This is a genomic window from Microvirga sp. GCM10011540 (assembly GCF_042650665.1).
GTDB classification, from domain to species: Bacteria; Pseudomonadota; Alphaproteobacteria; order Rhizobiales; family Beijerinckiaceae; genus Microvirga; species Microvirga lenta.
Genome location: NZ_JBHSBQ010000010.1, coordinates 115374 through 132840 on the forward strand (window position 1 = coordinate 115374; position 17467 = coordinate 132840).

13 protein-coding genes are annotated in these 17467 nt (G+C 59.7%); 7 read left to right on the forward strand and 6 right to left on the reverse strand.

Going from position 1 to position 17467, the window contains the following annotated elements:
* The first annotated feature begins 615 nt into the window (after positions 1–615).
* The 3 genes from ACFOYU_RS04765 (at position 616) to ACFOYU_RS04775 (ending at position 1690) form a co-directional block, all read left to right on the forward strand.
* Entirely contained in the window at positions 616–1122 is a 507-nt protein-coding gene (locus tag ACFOYU_RS04765; protein ID WP_377032642.1) for a hypothetical protein, read from the forward strand.
* Entirely contained in the window at positions 1112–1450 is a 339-nt protein-coding gene (locus tag ACFOYU_RS04770) for a hypothetical protein (RefSeq protein ID WP_377032643.1), read from the forward strand. The genes ACFOYU_RS04765 and ACFOYU_RS04770 overlap by 11 nt, the downstream gene beginning before the upstream one ends.
* 69 nt (positions 1451–1519) lie before the next feature.
* On the forward strand, positions 1520–1690 hold the full coding sequence (locus ACFOYU_RS04775; protein ID WP_377032644.1) for a hypothetical protein: 171 nt from the start codon (positions 1520–1522) through the stop codon (positions 1688–1690).
* Positions 1691–1754: 64 nt separating this feature from the next.
* Here the strand turns inward: ACFOYU_RS04775 and ACFOYU_RS04780 are convergent, their stop codons facing one another.
* The 3 genes from ACFOYU_RS04780 to ACFOYU_RS04790 form a co-directional block, all read right to left on the reverse strand.
* Positions 1755–3134 (reverse strand): hypothetical protein, encoded by a 1380-nt coding sequence (locus tag ACFOYU_RS04780; RefSeq protein ID WP_377032645.1) that lies wholly within the window; start codon positions 3132–3134, stop codon positions 1755–1757.
* Between the two features lie 42 nt (positions 3135–3176).
* A complete protein-coding gene (locus ACFOYU_RS04785; RefSeq protein WP_377032646.1) occupies positions 3177–3653 on the reverse strand; it encodes a hypothetical protein in 477 nt (158 codons plus the stop codon).
* Between the two features lie 1057 nt (positions 3654–4710).
* Positions 4711–4998, reverse strand: coding sequence for a hypothetical protein (locus ACFOYU_RS04790; protein WP_377032647.1), 288 nt, complete (start codon positions 4996–4998; stop codon positions 4711–4713).
* A 1382-nt stretch (positions 4999–6380) separates the two neighbouring features.
* Between ACFOYU_RS04790 and ACFOYU_RS04795 the strand changes: the two genes are divergently transcribed.
* Positions 6381–9767: a MobA/MobL family protein gene (locus ACFOYU_RS04795; RefSeq protein WP_377032648.1), complete on the forward strand. Its 3387-nt coding sequence runs from the start codon at positions 6381–6383 to the stop codon at positions 9765–9767.
* A gap of 320 nt (positions 9768–10087) precedes the next feature.
* Here ACFOYU_RS04795 and ACFOYU_RS04800 read toward each other — a convergent pair.
* Positions 10088–10845 (reverse strand): IS5 family transposase gene (locus ACFOYU_RS04800; protein WP_377032649.1). Its coding sequence is split into 2 segments (ribosomal slippage): positions 10088–10512 and positions 10512–10845, totalling 759 coding nucleotides; the frame shifts between segments, so codons are not numbered across the junction.
* Between the two features lie 68 nt (positions 10846–10913).
* Between ACFOYU_RS04800 and ACFOYU_RS04805 the strand changes: the two genes are divergently transcribed.
* Positions 10914–11078, forward strand: a complete 165-nt coding sequence (locus ACFOYU_RS04805) for a transposase (protein WP_377032650.1) — start codon at positions 10914–10916, stop codon at positions 11076–11078.
* A 445-nt stretch (positions 11079–11523) separates the two neighbouring features.
* Here ACFOYU_RS04805 and ACFOYU_RS04810 read toward each other — a convergent pair whose 3' ends face one another.
* Positions 11524–12417, reverse strand: a complete 894-nt coding sequence (locus ACFOYU_RS04810; protein WP_377032651.1) for a LysR family transcriptional regulator — start codon at positions 12415–12417, stop codon at positions 11524–11526.
* A gap of 102 nt (positions 12418–12519) precedes the next feature.
* Here ACFOYU_RS04810 and ACFOYU_RS04815 point away from each other — a divergent pair, with 102 nt between their 5' ends.
* Positions 12520–13335 carry an SDR family NAD(P)-dependent oxidoreductase gene (locus tag ACFOYU_RS04815; protein WP_377032652.1) on the forward strand — a complete coding sequence of 272 codons (816 nt, stop codon included), beginning with the start codon at positions 12520–12522 and terminating at the stop codon, positions 13333–13335.
* Between the two features lie 1058 nt (positions 13336–14393).
* Here the strand turns inward: ACFOYU_RS04815 and ACFOYU_RS04820 are convergent.
* Entirely contained in the window at positions 14394–14621 is a 228-nt protein-coding gene (locus tag ACFOYU_RS04820; RefSeq protein ID WP_377032653.1) for a DUF6894 family protein, read from the reverse strand.
* Positions 14622–17272: 2651 nt separating this feature from the next.
* Here ACFOYU_RS04820 and ACFOYU_RS04825 point away from each other — a divergent pair.
* The coding region (locus tag ACFOYU_RS04825; protein WP_377032654.1) for a helix-turn-helix domain-containing protein at positions 17273–17467 on the forward strand (195 nt) is incomplete at its 3' end.

The following is a 17467-nucleotide window of genomic DNA, read 5'->3' on the forward strand; positions in this document are numbered from 1 at the left end:
AAATTGGAACAAAACAGGAACACAAGCCAACGCGCAGAGTCAACGCAGGGTTCGACCGAGGGCCTGTGGATAACGGGGAGGAGGTGGAGGTGGGGGAGGGGCGCGCGTTAAACCTACCGTACAAAGTATCAACCCGCCTGCCTTAGGATGATTGTGCAGGGGTAGTGCGTTCTCAATGCGGCTATCCAAGGCCGAATCGGTAGGTTTAGCGCGCGCCCAAACAATGTTACCGACTTCTTAGGCGTGTCCAGATCCTCCCTATTTTCCGGATCCGTGACGCGCCGGGTCGATCTGAGCATGGGTGCGACAGAAGGCTGGGATGGCCGCATTCACCTGTCACAGCGTGCGAACCGGAAAATCCCCCATCCAAGCCCCGCACTCGCGAGGCCTTTGTACCTGACATGGGCAAAGCTGCGAACTCCGGCAGCATCACGAGAACAGGTTTCTTCCCTTCCCTAAAGGGGGGCGTGCCAAGCCGAAAATTCGGCATCAACGACGAAGATCGGAGAACTGATCTCGAAAGGCTCAAGGTTGGTGCCAATCTGCTTCTAATGCAGACGATTAACGCCGCATCAGCTAAGATAGCTAGGAAGGTAATCTGGCCTAGGTAGGCACATGAGCGGACCAACTTTGGAGATCAATACCCGCCTGGAGACCAATGCTCTCCTCGATCGACTCGTTGCGCCAGGCGAGACATTCTCCCGGGATGACGCCCGTCGACTTATCGATCTGATCCCCGTCGCACCCAAGAAACGGGTCTCGTTCACGGGGAAATTCACCAGTGAAGGCTCCACCACCAAGGGGCACGCGGCCGGTGTCGGCGACGTTGAGATTAAAGATGGGAAGAAGGAGAGGCGTGTCGACTTCAATAAGCCGGTCGAACACAAGGTCGGCGGCTACGTTGTCACTCACATGCCAGGGAAAATGCTGATCGAGCTGATGTGGTCGCAGACAAAACTCGACCAATCCGGTCAGCTGTGCCTACTCACGTACGAGAAGTGGACGCGCGAGCCGAAGGAACTCCGGATTTCCGTTCAGAAGACTTTCAGTCTGTTCGCATTCTCGTTCTCGTGGGTCGGCTTCGCGCCATGGAAGAGGCCAGCTCAAGTAGATGCACTATGAGCAGCCGAATCGGTCCGCAGGCCTTCCGGCCGCGCGATATCCTGAAGCGATCATCGATGGCGTGATCGAGGAGGCCGTGGCCCAGTACCAGCCTCGCGAGTGGGACGCCGAGCTGGTCCGTCTCATGGAGACGATGGACTGGACGTTCGACTACGCCGATCGTCCGAACAGCTCGTTCTACGATCAGCGCCGGGTGATCACCCGGCGTCTCCACGCGCTGCCGCCGCTGGAGGTCGCCATCGCGTTCCTTCACGTGCCGGCTCACCTGTGGAAGTACGCCTACCATCTCCGCCGGAACCACCCGGAGGCGGTGAAGGCCGCAGCCTAAAAGCAGATTTCCGCCAAGCAGAGGATTGAGCCAAAAGGCTGCAAAATCCCCAAAGGAGCGGAGATCCCGATGCAGTATCAGTTCTCCTGGTCCCGATGGCACCTGGCTTGGGACCGGGATCCGGACGACCACTTCGGGATCGTCCATAACACGCTGGTGATCGGTCCGCTCCAGATGCGGTTCTATTCGACCCCTAAGAAGGGGAAAGGCCCCAAGCCCTCGGCTACCCCTCAGGCTTGAGAAAAAAGAAAAAGGCGGCACGTCTTGCGACGGCCGCCTTTCCTTATGAGCGTCCCTCAAAATCCTACGGAGGGAAGGGAACGTTCCGAAGGTGCTCCGGGAAGATCTTCGGCGGACCGGCCCAGGACCGGACATCCGGAACCACATCCGGATCCTGCCCGGCCCATTTGGCCAGATCGATCCGCGAGAAGCCCTCCGGCCAGGTCATGGCATCGACGATCTCACGCCAGACGAGGTGCTCGCTGTCTTCCAGATTGCCCAAGGCGAGATAATCGAGTTGAGCCACCCACATCAGAGCCAACTCTTCAGTGATGTCACCTTTCGCTGCACGCTCGCTGAATTGCTCGACATTGGTGACACGGGCGTCGATGACCCTCCACACCCGGACCCGATCCCGCTCACGCTGGATCTCCGGCTCAATGCGATGGCCGAACCTCTTATACACGGCCAGCGCACTACCGTAGGCGTTCAAGTCGCTCCGAAGCCGACGCCGTTTCGCAGCCTCGTTTGGCTCGTGTTCATAGAACGCTGCAAGGAGCCACTTCTCGATGTCTTCATTGGCAATGGTTTCAGAGGGAGTCGAGATCGGCATCCCGAAATTCGGGAAAAGAGCCAATACAGCCGGATCGGCCTTCGACCGATCCAGCGCATCCGAGAAGTCGTAGTTTAGAGAGAACTTCGTCCTCTTGCGCGGTGCGCCTACCGGCGGCAGTTCCTCGCCCGGATCGTTCTCGGCATCGAGACGCGCCTGTAAGAGAGCATTCTGCTCGGCCAGTTCGGCCTCATACTCAGGATCGTTCTCGACCACGGTGATCTCCACCGTCCGGGTCTCGACCGGCTTGATCTCGATCGCCGTCTCCGGCGTCTCGATCTGAATGGTGTCCTGCCCAAGGCCACCGGCCAGGGTCGATTCCAGCAGAGAGGCCGCAACCTGCGGCGCAGCCTTGGGAGCCGGAGTCGGCACACGCGCTGGTGCCGCCGTCACGGGAGAAACCGTGCCGGACGTCTTGCGCGTAGAGGCGCGTCGAGGCTTACGCTCCGCCGGAGCCCGCAAGGACGGGCTCACGCCGCGAACAACGTCGCTCACCAGAGACGCCGTCACCCGCACCTTGGCGCGGGACTTCCTCGGCGGACGGGGATCATTCGGCCCGTACTTGCGCGGCCGCCCCCGACCCCGCTTCACGGGCTCAGAAACCGCAATGTTCACCTGCGGGGCCAGCGAATTTGCAATCTCGCTGCTATAGCGGCCGCCCGGAGTCACCTGATCGAGAAGGCGCAGCTTCTCGTCGAGATCCGCGTCCTTACCATCGATCTGGGCCAGCACCTCGTTCAGCGCCTGAATGGCAGCTGCCCGCAAGGAGGCATTCGCCTCCTTATTGCGCTTGAGCTGCTCACCCCACGTCTTCGGACGCATGGTGCCCCAGGAATATTGAAAGACGGCCATAGACGGACTTCCCTGAACGGACGGGCAGCAAAAAGCCGAAAATCAGTCTTTCGCAGCCAAACTCTTGCAAATCGAATTGTACCGGAAGCCAGACGAGCTCGACAATATGAATCGCGCTCCTTGCGGCACAAAAAAATTACAATTTTTTGGCCCGGCTTTTCCTAACTCGCTTAAGCACCGAGACCTTCGGCCGACCACGCTTGGGGGAGCCGAAGTGATCAGTTGCCCGTCTGGTGACAAATGCCTGATCAGATTGGACAGTTGCGCCTCGCGCTCGCTGTCGTAGCGCCCGCCGGGCGCCAAAAATTCCAGCTGGGTCAACTCCGCTTCGATCAGTGATAACTCGCGCTCCTTAGCACCCATGAGAAGCGCGTAATGATCCTGAAGGCGATTACGGTCGTAGATCGCTTTCTCCCGAGCCTTCTGAAGCCGTTTGAATCTTTCGCCTGGGCGTTCTGTGCCCCAAGAATACTTAAAGGTCAGGTTGCTCGGGACCTTGTTCTCGTTCTCGTCTGTCATCACGAGCCTTAACTGCTACCCGGCTTCGAAGTCGACGCCTCGTCGGCTGCGGCCCAAGCCTAATGCCCCTGAAAAGATGAATCGGATGCCCCAGAAAGGGGATCTCAGGAGCCAAGGTACAATAATTCGACGCGTTGGGGCACCAAAAATAACACTCAATTTTGGGTCGCCCAACGACCGGACAGAAGCCCCAGCGCGGCCCAACAGGTTTTCCCGGCAAAACGGAATCTGAAATTCCGGAGCCAAAAGTGTTGCACGGCCTTTTTTGGCCTGTGGGCCGGGAATAACCCACCCCAGCTGGGCATCCCCAAAATCGAGACTGAAATTACCCCTGACAGGAGGGTTGCAATCCCAGGCCGTCGGCCGGCGGTCGGCCCATCCACTGTCCCAGGACGGCACGGGCATCAGCGGCAGACCTAATGAAATTTGGTCAGCCAAAGCGGTTGCACGAATTTCTCTGCCCCGCAGGGCCGAGGCGGAGCGGGTAGGGGAGGGATCCCCCAAAAACCCACTCGAAATTCCTCTGACATGTTTGTTGCAATCACTCATGGTCGGCCAACCATCCGCCGCCGCCCTGCCCGATCCAGGATCGCAATTTTGAGTGACGGCGATATTGCGATTCAATCTCAGACCCGGCGGTCCAGCCCATGGGGGAAATGCAATTAATTCCGCCCACGATGTTGCGAAAACTTCCAGCTGGCCAGGTGCGGCCTCCGGTGCCACTTGAAAGGAAATCGATATTGCTTTGACAAGACTCTTGCAATCGCTTTCGCCCAGGCCTCTACGGTGCTGACGGCCCATGCCCGGCACTCTGTAATCTGTTCTGCCACTGATCTTGCAATTCAATCTCTTGGCTCATGCCTACCTGAAACCCTTGCTTTTCAACGGGTTCTGACACGAAGCCTTCCTGATGTGCGGCAGAGAAAATACAGCTATCTGAGGCTGGATAATTCCATGAGGCCTCTGGCGGCCGCCGGGCCGCCGTTGCCGTGGGGAGCGAATATTCAGGCCCCAGGGGCGAGATAATTGCAGACCAGGTCGAACCACGGTCGCCAGATCACGAGGCAGAGAAAATCTGCAAGAGCCCGCCGGAATGATCCCGAACGGATCCTGCGGCGAGGCCAAGAAACTCAGCACAGCTGGGCAGGATAATTCCAGTCTGGGTCTGGAAGCCCGGCCGGATCGGATCGACGGCCAGGCACAATAAATGGCAAAGCCAGCAGCTCGAACCAGGCAGGCCCCGGTCGAGCAGGATCGGTTGACCGCGCATTTGTGTTAACGCGCGCAATCCCGTAGAATGCTGAAAGCCTTGTTTCTCAACGATTTCAAGAACTTGACGTTCCATAAGATATGTTATGCGAAATTATATCGTTGCCGCTTTCGCATAGTATGCTGTCCGGATTCGGCCCACAATCCCCCTCTCCGATACGGGGCCGGCGCTTGGCAGGCCCAGCAAAGCCCGTAGGAAGCCCCAGGAGCGCCTCAGACGCCGGCGAGGCTCCAGCGGGCCAGGACGGCACCAGACGGCCGCCAGAGGCCCGGAAATCGAGGTTTTCCCAGGAGGATGACGTCAGATCTGCCTGATTGGAGAGACGCGATCGGCCGGAGATCCCATGGGCAGAGCCTCTAGGAAGGCCTAGGAGGCCCAAAGACGGTGTTCCAGGCCCAAGTCTAGCCGGACAGCCAAGAAGCCCGTCAGAGGCCCGGAAATCCAATCTGCGTAAGGGATTGAGCGGCGGCGCCTTATTTTGGATACGGCCCAAAATCCCATAGCGGACGGAGTAGGGGTCCCCTCCCCTCGAGGACGGCTTCCCCTGGAGGCCTGCAGCGGCCCAGGACGGTCCCACGGAGCTGCCCAGGAGCCTTCCCAGGAGGACGAAGAGGCGGATCCCAGCAAGGACGGAGCTCCATGACCCGGCGCCTGGTGCTCAGGATGCCTCATGGAGCCAGAAAGAAGGCCCAGGAGGACGGTCCATTGGATGGACGGACAAAGCCCCATCCAGGACCCGAAGAGGCCCCCAGAGAGGACGGAAGATGGTCCCCAAAGTTGGACGGTTTCTCCCAGGAAGATCCCGACGGATCCCCCAGTGAGGAGCCCTCGAACAGGGCTCAAGGGTCCCAGAAAGTTGGAGGCTCAATACCTCAAACTTTATGCAGCCTCCGCTGCAGTAAAGTTTGATCGGATCCAAGATCCGTATTTCGGTCCCTGACACACCCCCCATTGCATCCATTCCAGACCCCATTCAGGCTGCCTTCGCAGCTTCATGAGGCCGCCCACTCTCGTGGCGTCTCCACCTTCGTTTCGACTGGCTTCTGAAACCGTCGGCTTGCCCTTCGGCAGTCTGACTTGATGCTTGACCCATGCCGGGTCTCGTTTGGTGTGACAGGGACAAGCCGACCAGAAAACCGGGGCACAAAAAATACTGGCGAGCGGGCACCCTGCGGTGCCTCATTCAGACGTCGGCCGGCCTGCGCCTTGCCCCTCGTCTTGGGCTCTTTCCGACCCTTCGGTCCCGTATTTTTTGTGCCTCAACGGACCTGTGGTCAGGTCCTCCTCTGGTCAGAACGACCACCCAGTGGTCGCCAGATAGCGGCGCCCGCAGCCGCGCCGTTCCCCGATGATTTTTCGGAAATTCACTGAATTTCTTGCACTTTGTTTTTGGCCCATGCTGGCCTGAGGAGTCGTGGCCTGATAGGATAGACATCCAATCACCAAGACCCCTCATCATGTCGTTGACAATGAATCCCGGACCGATCGTCCTTAACACCCTTCATGACCTGTCACTTGCTCTCAACAGGGCGACGGCGCGCGATCCCTCGAAGGACTTCACCCGGGTGATCCCTAACCCGTCCAAGGCCTACGCCTTGGGTGGCCTCGGCATTGCCACGGCCGGAAAATCAACCCCCGGCCCGATACGGTACGGCGCCATCACGATCACACCTCAGCAGATGGGGCCGGTTGTCGGAAATAGCTCTGGTGTTCATCAGACGCTTGGCCGAGCCTACGACAACCCGGGTGTCCGCTTTGGCGATCGGAGCCGCGGCACCTCACGGCCTCTCTCTGCTGACGGTGCCCAGAGCTTCCACTTCGATCACGATCACCACTCAAAGACCTCTCCGATCCTACAGATGATCAAGGCGGCTCGAACCGGCCGTCGCTACTCGAACTCCAAAGCAACTGAGCATCTCCTCTACATTGAGCGGGATGGCGCGGCCGAGAAAGTCGCCACGGAGAAGGAATATCCCGGGTACGATCCCGATGTTGAAGAAGACGTCTTTGCAACAATTAAGCGCGAGGCTGCCGGTCGTAATGCCGTTGACCAACAAGGCTATCTCGAACGCCTAGGTGCCGTAGAACGCACTCCGATCAAGAACCTATCCGACGACGAACTCGATGCTTTGGAATACGCCTCATTCGGCACCATCGGTGACACGATTGAGCAGAGGAGCCATTTCTGGAACGCAGTCGATGCGATCGAGAAAAATCCGCAGGGAGACACTGTCACAATCCGGTTTGCGGATCATCCTGAATGGTGGGGCTTAGCTGTCGCCAATCGTGCTACGGCACCTGCTCCAGTTCGAAAGGCACTCGCACAGCAAATGGAGAGTGGCCACCCCAAGGACATTGCCGGGAAGTATGAAACGTCGGATGCCTTCGCAATCCATCAATGGGCTGTAAGCCTATACCCAGAGGCCCCGATCGAGATTGAGCCCGGGCGTGGCGGCCGGGTCCAGAACCGGATCATTGCCGAGTTGCCATGGGAGCTCGACGGCCGAGAACGAGTCGAGATCGTCCGGAACTTCACGAACAAGCTGGCCGAAAAGGGCTTGCCATACTGGGCAGTCATCCACGCCCCCGACCATAATAATGATAAACGAAATTTCCACGTCCACATCATCTACTATGATCGTCCTGCTGGGCGCATGAGGGATCCCAAAAATCCTGCGGCCCCTGAGGTCTGGGATTTCGAGATCGAGGACGAAAAGGTTTACAAGAGTCGCAATCGCAAAAAATATCGGCCCTTCCAGCAGGACAAGCTCCGCGAAGCAAACGGCCAGGCATGGATTCCGATGCTGCGGGAACACTGGGCCAAGGTTTCCAACGAAGTCATGGAGCGCGTCGGCATCGAGAAGCGCTACGATCACCGCTCCTACGAGGCTATGGGCATCCAGCTTGACCCGCTGAAGCATATCCCCTCGAAGACCTTCAATAAGGAAAGAAAGGGGGAACTGACTGAGGACGGCGTGGTCCTTGCCCGGCGGCAATGGCAGGTCATGCAGGACCGCCTCGTGGCTGCCCACGAGAAGCGGGCCCGGCACCGCCAGCGCGTCCTCAAGGAGAAGACTGATAAGGCAAGACAGGTCATGGGCTCCCAAAGCCCATATAAGGACATTGCTCTGAAGGAAGTCGACCGGCTGACCAAGCTCGTCGACAAGATTGGCGCACGGGTGACCACCAATGAACTGTTCCAGGACCTCGGTCGTCTGGTCGTTGATAGGGTTGCATCCCGGCCTAAGCTGATCATCGATGCAGATATAAAAAAGAATGAGAAAAGCCCGGGCCGGACCAAATCAAAGGGTGGCCAAGGCCACGGTCAAACCACCCAGGCCCCTGAGAACAAGAAGGGTGCGACACAGCCTGTGGGGCGGGCCGCCCGGGAGGCCATGACATTCTTGCTGGAAGTCTATGGGCGCGCCGTTCAAATGGACCGGCGCAATGGTACTGAAGTCCAGATGTCCAGAAGCCAACTGAACACGCTCCTGAAGCGGTTGGATAATATGATGGCCGATCCGAAGCGCCACCCGCTGGATCGCCGATCTCCCGGTTTCATCGATCTGAACATTGCCGATCCAGGTCCGGAAGTGATCGCCGCGCGAAAGAAGGAAAGGATGGACAGCATCACGGGCAAGTTGAATGCCTATGTGGAGGCCGCGCTGCCAAAGATCATGGCTGAGGTCAAAGGCGCCTCCCCTGCCAAGCCGGCGCCTGTTCAAGAAAATATTCCACAAGGGTCTGTGCCCCCGCAGCCCTCCAAGGCACCGGTCCAGCCAGTCAGGACGAGCCCGGCCCCTACGGCTCGGGATGTGTCTCAAGGTTCACTCACCAAGCCGATCGCCGACCGTGCTCCGATTCAGCGGCCGTCGGAACTGAAGCCGGCCCCGGCAAAAGCCGCCGCCGCTGAGCCGGCCCCGAAGCCCGCTCCCGCGAGACCGCTGGAGCCTGCAGCTCGGCCCCAGAAAACCCGCTTCCGGCCCGAGCCGTTTTATAAGCCCAAGGAACAGGGCGGGGCGCCTGCTGCCGCGCAGCCGAAAAATCCCGCGGCGGCTCCAGCCAAATCCTCCGCCCCGACGCCGATTAATTCTGCGCCTAAGGCCCCTGCCCCGAATAATTCGAAGCCCGAAGCCGGTATTAAGACAGCCCGCGCGGAAAAATCAGGCCAGACCCCTGAGCGGACCTTGAATATTCCGGTGAAGCCGGAAAATGCACCGCAGGCCAATAGACCCGCGGGGGCTGATTCCGGCCCTGCAGTTCCGAATACCGTGCCGAAGGCCCCTGCCCCGCAAACACCTGCTGAGGCCAAGACTTTGGCTGCGGCACCGCCGAGCGTCCGCCCCGCTCCGGCCACGTCCACTGTGCCCCCTGCCCCGGCGCCGGCTACTCATGCGACTGCTCCGGCCAAGCCCCAGACCGAGCCTAAGAAGGAAGCAGCCACGGCGAAGGCACCGGCCACGGTGACGCCAACTCCGACAAAGCCCCCTGCCCAAGCCCCGGCGCCTCGCCCCGAGCCCGGCCGCCCTTCAGCCATTCCAGTCGAGGAACCTGGCAAGGCAGCGACTGGCGCGAAACCAGCGCCGGCGGCCCCGACCCCGGTCAAGGCCTACAAGGCTCCTGTCGCACCCAAGCACCCAGAAAAGGCCGCACCGGGTCTGGTCAGGACGCCCGGAGACAAGCCTACCTCCAAGCCGGAGAAGGAGAAGGCAGAGATCCGGGTCGGCAATCCTCTGTCTCCTGTCGCACCCAAACCGATCGAGCGGATCCGGGTCGAAGGAAAGAAACCTCAGAAGAAGCCAAAACGGCGCGGCAAGACCCGCGACGACGGGCTAGGGCTTTAATCGGGCCCGATCACGAGGCGGCCGATCAGGCGGTATCTTCAGGCAGATCACCGATGGCATAGATCCGCCTATCCGCGCGCATATCCGCGCGGGCTTTCTCGATTTGCGCTTTTGCCGTCCGTTCAACGGCGTCGCGCATTTCCGCCTCGCTCGGCTCTCCGCCGAAGCACGCAGCAAGCGCAAAAGTCAAGCCGACAGCGCCCGCTGCCGCAAGTTGGTTTTTAATGATGATCCGCCGGTGCTGCTGGCTTATCTCGAGCAGGCGCTGGTGCCGAAACTCCAGCAGGTGAAGCCGGAGGCCATTCTAGGCTCAGGACTCGTTAAATGAGGTAGAAGGCCACTGAAGCAGCAATGCAGATGGCTGAGAAGAAGGTGTGGGCGCAGCGGTCATAGCGGGTCGCAACCCGGCGCCAATCCTTGAGCTTGGCGAACATGTTCTCGACCTTGTGCCGTTGCCGATAGAGCGTCTGGTCATAGGCAATCGGCACCTTGCGGCTCCTGGTCGGCGGAATGCACGGCGTGATGTCCTTCTCGACAAGAGCCTGCCGGAACCAGTTGCTGTCGTAGCCTCGGTCCGCAATCAGCGTGGAGCCAGTCGGCAGCGCCTCCAGAACGAGCCGAGCGCCCTTATGGTCGCTCATCTGGCCTTCCGAGAGCAGCAGGATGAGGGGCCGACCCGCCGCATCACAGACAGCGTGGAGTTTGGAGTTCAGGCCGCCTTTCGTGCGCCCGATACGACGGGGAACATCCCCTTTTTGAGCAGGCTCGCCGCCGTGCGGTGGGCCTTCAGGTGGGTGGCATCGATCATGATCCGCTCCGGCTTTGGCCCTTCACCCGCCAAGGCGGCGAAGATCCGGTCGAAGACGCCCAGCCGGCTCCATCGCATGGAGCGGTTGTAGAGCGTCTTGTGCGGCCCGTACTCCTTGGGCGCATCCTTCCACTGCAGGCCATGGCGGATCACGTAGACGATCCCGCTGACCACCCGGCGGTCGTCTACGCGTGGCACACCGTGCGCCAGCGGGAAACAGGGAGAGATCCGCGCCATCTGACGCTCGCTCAGCAGAAATAGATCACCCATTCACAGCCTCCTCGACAGGAGACTCTGAGTCACACCTCAGCCCAAATTAATAGGTCCTGAGCCTAGTGATGGACAACCTGCGCCCGCATCACGCCACCGAAGTGCGGGACCTGCTCAATCGAGCTGGGATCGGACTGCTGTACCTGCCGCGCTATTCGCCCGAGTTCAACCCGAACGAGCCTGCCTGGGGCAAGATGAAGGAGCAACTCAAGGCCAAAGCCGCACGTACTTAGGGAATCGTACGGAAGGCTTGAATGTTGCTGGGCATTCAGATTCCTCCTTCATTTCCGCTACGAAGAGGATTGAGGAATGCGTCAGACGCAGTCTACGCATTCCTCAATCTTCGTGAAGAAAGTGAACAAGGATGATCGTTGTCTCCTGTCGTTGCTAGCGATGCTTCCTCGCAACGAATACGTAAGCGGTGACCGCTAGTCCAATGCAGTCGAATCTCATTCCCTTATCTGGCTTTGCGGTGTGGCGCTAACTACTATTAAGCATAATGAATACCGCCTCCTGCGAGGCATGACCGTGCCGCAGATTGCGTCGGACTACGGCCTGTTCGCCCTTGACTCCTTTTCGTAATTGGGCGGGGCTGTTGAAAATGGCTGGGAGCCTCAACCCCGCCCATCTCGTAAGGGATCGAATTTCGACAATCGACGCCGACGCTCGGCCAAGCCTTCACACGACCCTGCTTGCTCGAAGCGTCTCCTTGAACAGTTCGAAGGCCGTCGTGCCCTGCCGATTGGGGTAGTAGAGGTGGTAGCCGGCGAACGGCTCGCACCACGGCTCCAGCAGGCGGGTGAGACGGCCATCGGCAATCGGCGCCGCCACCAGATCCTCCAGGATGTAGAGGATGCCGAAACCCTCAAGGGCGGCGGCCACCAGCAGGTCCCCGTCGTTGAACACCGGCCCGCGGCCTGGCGTGACCGTCACCGCATGGCCGTCGCGCTCGAACGACCAGGGAGACACGTCGCCATGCGCGTCGCCGTAGGCGATACAGCGATGCGCCGTGAGGTCGGCGGGTACCATCGGCGCTGGGTGGTCGCTCAAATAACCGGGAGCGGCCACCACCGCGACGCGAAGCGGAGGCCCGACGGCTAGTGCGATCATGTCCTTCTCCAATCGTTCGCCGAGCCGGACTCCCGCATCGTAGCGGCCTGCCACGACATCGGTCATCCCGCCCTCAACGCACACCTCCACCTCGATGCCGGGGTGGCGGCGCATGAAAGAGGGGAGCATTGGCCACAGCAATGTGTCCGCGGCGTGTTTGCCCGTCGTGATCCGGACGGTACCGATCGCTGCCCCGCGTGCCTGGGACAGCGCCTCGATTTCCTTATCCAACCCAGCCAGTACCGGCGACAGGGTGGCGAGCAGGCGCTCGCCGGCAGCGGTCGGAGCGACACTGCGCGTCGTGCGGGAGAGTAGGCGAAAACCGAGTTGGCTCTCCAGCCGCTTCATGGTCTGGCTCAACGCCGACTGCGTGACTCCCAACCGCCTCGCGGCACGCGTGAAGCTGCGGTCGGAGGCGATCGCCGCGAAGACGGCGAGGTCGCCGAGCTGATCCGGACGCATTGATGATCCCTGCTACTGGGGCCTATTACTAATTAGGCCGTTATCCCGATCAATTAGCATGACTACCTAGCCGGTTACAGCGGAAGGAACGAGGAGCAGGCGATGGGCAAGGTTTGGCTGGTGACGGGCGCAAGCCGGGGACTTGGACGCGAGATCACGCGCGCGGCACTCGATGCGGGCGAAACGGTCGTGGCAACGGCGCGGTCCGCCGACGCGGTGCGCAATGCCTGCGGGGGCGAACACGATCGCCTGCACGCCCTCGCGCTCGATATCACTGACACCGAAGCCGCGAACTCGGTCGCCGCCGAGACCACCGAGCGGTTCGGTGCGATCGACGTGCTGGTCAACAATGCCGGCTATGCTGAATTGGGTTATTTCGAGACCTTCACCGATTCCGCGGTGCGGCGTCAGTTCGAGGTCAACCTGTTCGGCACGATGAACGTCGCGCGCACGGTCGCCCCCCACATGCGTGAGCGTCGATCAGGCCTCATCGTCACCATCTCGTCGGTCAGCGGGCTGGTCTCCAACGCCGGCGGGGCGGTCTACTCGGCGTCGAAGTTCGCGGTCGAGGGATGGATGGAGGGTTTTGCGCAGGAGCTGGCACCGTTAGGCGTCCGCTCGCTCCTGGTCGAGCCAGGGATGCTGCGCACCGACTTCATGGACCGGAAGTCGGCGAGCTTCGGCAGCATCGATATTCCAGACTATGCCGAGGCGATCGCGCAGTATCGCGCGTTCGTGGACGCGGCCAACGGCAACCAGCCGGGCGATCCGAAGTTGCTCGCCGCGCGGATCGTGGCGCTTGCTTCGCAGGGAGAGGCGCCATCGCGACTTGTGTTCGGCGACGACGCCCGGCAGTGGGCCGGCGCGAAGGTCGACCAGTTGCGGCAGGAGATCGCCCAGTCCGCTGATCGCGGCTGACACGACAGACCAAGGCGCCGGCAAGGGAGCTGATTGCTCGGCTCCAGCAGTGACCCTCGGGCGTTTGCCAAAACCGAAAGTGCAATGGGAATGAGCAACGCGTGGGGCCGCGTTCCCGGCGATACAGGCAAAATAAATCATTTGCCGGTCCATGCCGCATTGCTGTCAACGTTGGTTCTTAACCCGGCTCTGTCCGTGGGGCAGAAGCGGCCGGGGCCGCGTCTAGGTCTATCTCAAGGACCAGACGCGGCCTTTCCATTGCTGCCGTGCTCGGCTTGATCCGCCCGCTGGCCTTACTTTAGGTGGTGCGGGCGTCGAGTTCGTCCTGAAAGATCTAGTACCATCACGTGGGATCGTTGCCTGGTCGAGCGTGAGAACTAAGGATCTCAAGAGCCCACAGCCCGACCAGGCTATCGGCGGGGGCGTGCCGATCCGTCAAGCCAAGTGGTGAATTGTGCCGTTTTAGTGGCAGCGCGCAATCGGTGCGATCAACTCAACTATGCATTTTCTGGTGGAAGTGCATCCGGTCCCGGTAACCATCTCGGCTATGTCGTCGATCCAGCTGATGATGTCATTTGCCACCAGTTTATCTGGTGTCTCATATGGGATCAGTGAGAGGCATAGCGTCCGTCTCGCCTCTCCAAGCTTTTCGAGGATTTCTGGACCTTCGATTTTGCGGAAAGCCACAATCGCCCGCTGCCTAGCAGGGCAACACCTCATGCAATGTTCTCCCAGAACTAGAACATGACGAGAACATACATGCCAGTCGAGTCAAGCCTCAACAGGATTCAGCCCTCAGTGGACCACAGTCTTAGGTCGCACGGCCGTTGCGCTCTAACATTGCCTGAATTATCGTCACGGCCCAGCTTTGGAAGGCGTCGAAATGAGCGAACGTCCGTCAGACAAAAATAATGGCGCGCCACCACCCAATTCAGGAGAAGCCGAGAATATACGCGTCTTCCGTCATGTGCGCGCAATTTTGGCCCGGCTTAGAGACCACCTTTTGCGGCGCCGGAGACGTGATGATCGATCGCGCTTGGTTCACCTTGAGTGGGAGCCTACTGTAGCGGCACGTCCAGCGGCAGAACCGTGATAATGTTCCCCTCTGTGTCTACAATCTCGAGTTGCCACCCCTTCCAATCGTCGATGGAAAGCTCGGCCTCTTGGCGCAATTCATATATTGCTTTGAGTGCTTGCTGCCGAGCCGACTGTATGTCTGAAACTTCGACGCCGGCGTCATCGAGGATCCGTTCATGCAAATTTACGAGATGGAAGTAGAAACGCATCGGCGGGCGACCTCTGGCATTCTTTCCCAAGGCAAACCCGGATGTGGCGCCTAATTCGGCTTTAGATTGCGCTCGCCATGTGCGCTGATGCAAGGAGAGCTTTCGTTTTTGCCAGGCATTTTGAAACACTCTAATGAGCTGTGCAACTAGAGAACAGCTGCCACTGCCGGCGCTCCACCACGCATCATGATACACTCATGGGCGCAAACAAATAGAGCGCCTGACTAGGCGCTCTGGAGGTAGTCGTTTCACTTCGGACGGGCAAGCGGCGCTACTCATTGTGCCCCCCGGCGAAGCACCGCCGCCCATGTGCCCACATTGCGCCATTATGGTTAATGAATGGTTAACAGCCTCTGGCAAAAAGAAGAGCACCCTATGGGCGCTCTTAGTGTCCTGGCGAAGGTGAAGCCGCCTCTAGTTGCCGGGGGGCAATTCCAGGCGATCCCACAATCGATCTTGTGCCAGCTAATCCTTTCCCGGGGCTTACCCCTTCCGCTGTTTGATGACCCCACGTAGAAGACCATTGATCCGGTCACCGAGGCGGTCGATTGCTCCTGTGAGTCGGTCCTCCCCCTCGCGCAGCACTTTTAGGCTAGATGTTGGTGAGCTTACCCATCTCGCTTAGCGCCCTGCTCTCTGTTCCGCTCTCGGAGCTCGAGGGGCTGAGACATCCACGCACTCCGGGCCGGCGGTTGGCGACTCAGGCTATCCTATGTTAACGGCCTGCTCCGGCTAGTCTCGGGGAGGCGGCATGCTGCCGGACCAGAACAACCCATGGCGACGTATTCTAGATGCATGCGCTTTGGTCGTTGCCATTGCCGCGCTTGCTACCGTGATCTCAATTCTGGGCGACCTTCCCAGCCAGCCGATCCATTCCGCATTTACGCCAGATGCTTCTGCGCCGCGATGATGAGGATCTGACCCCGCAGCATCTCAGAGCGTTGGAGCTCGGTTTGGTTTTTCGTAAGTGTCAGGGTGAGGAAGCGGAGGGGGCCATGTTCGGCTCTGCTCCACTAACCTTTTCGCAACCAGATCATTTGAAAGCTCCAGCCAACTCACAACTGGAGGATAATGATGCGATCGATCGCCCGGGATGCATGGGAACGCGGTTTTGCGTTATTCGATACGGGACTACTCATCGTTGCCGTCGCCTTGATCTTCCTGGCACCGGTATAGATTTCCGTCACACAAGGCTCCTGCCTCAATAGCCCCAGTCTCTCAGCGATTAACTCTCGACATACACGCCGAGGGCTATCTCTTTCATGCTAGCTCCACCATCGCAGCGGATGAATTTCGTGCGTGAGGGCATAGAGATTCCAGGACAGAGACATATGTCGTACAAGGAGAGATCATTCCGCCTGCTTCAGTTAGCGCGGCTTGCTTGGGAGGCTACATGTTCAGGAAAGCTGCGTTAGCACTCATTGCTCTGGCTACAGGCATATCGCTCCACCTGACGGCGGCAGCGGCTATCCCACACATAGCGTCCGCAGCCCTCGCAACAGAGACGGGTCCCTCCTATCAGTATATCCAATATTATTACGGCCGAGGTCCGAGCCACGGCCGGCGCTACTACCGACAGCCGCACTACTATGATGCCCGTCCAGACGTCCGAGGACACCTCCTGGGACGTACCCGCTTCTACGGACGCCGCGACCACAGACCATGGAACGGGCGCTGGCACTATGACCGCTATGATCGTCGCTGGGAGTACGATCGATTTGGCCGCTATGGGTACCGTGGTCGGTATGACCGACGCTATGATGGCAGACGATCACACCGGTATGGACATCGCCACGGAGGGCGTGACCACAAGGATCGTCGGGGCAGAGACTACTTCTCTCCCCGCTACACCAGCCCTCCGGGCATCGAGATCCGTCAATAGATCTGCCTCGGCGCGAGAGGCTCCACCGTTGCGCCTCTGCGGATCCGTAGGGTGACTTAGGGCTGGGCCTATCTCAACAGCCACAGCCTCTCCGCAAGGCTCAATGGAACTGGCGACGTGGGCAGGCCGCCCCAATTGACCCATTGGCATTCCTGCGTTTCACTTTGAACCAGGTGACAAAGGGTGTGCCATGTCAGCTAAGTGCCCGAAGTGCGAAGAACCACTACTGAGCGTGAAGTGCTACAGCGTAGATATTGAAAGCTCGGGCGCCTTACAGACCGGTACGGTCTATGCTTGCCCAGCGTGCTCTGCTGCCATCACCATCTCGCTCGGGGCGCCGCCCATCGTAGCTGGAACCGTTCTGGAAACGGTGACAGATGTCTCAGTAGACCCGGAAGACGCACATCCGAACCTATCTAAATAGCCCTAGCCACTGAGAAACAGTCTTTCAAAAGCTCCAAAGCCTCTGTAAGTTAGCAAGATCAGCAGTTTCTTAGTCGGCTGCTGCCCTTTAGCGCGCGCCGCACGTCTCAAAGATCACAGGCTTTGGAGTATGCCCAATGCCAATAGATCTTCCGCCGACGACAAAGACACAAGAAACTGCTGCTTTGCCCCACCCGTTGCTTGACCGATCTCTGAACTGGCTCGCAGTGGTTGTCGGTTTGGGCCTGTGCCTATGGGTGGTACAGCTGGGCTTCCCCATATCGTTCTAGTGTTCTGTCACTGACGGGTGATTCCGAAATCTGGTCCGCCGTGCGATACTGCTCTGATGGGCAAGATCGAGTGCATTGAGGTTTCCGCCGCTGATCGGGAGCGCCTGGAGACCCTGGTCCGCGACCGCAACACGCCCCAGAAGGTTGTCTGGCGGGCTCGGATTGTTCTGCTGGCTGGCGAGGGCCTGCGCGCCACCGAGGTGGCCGCCCGCGTGGGCACGAGCACTCTGACGGTGCGGCGCTGGCGCCGC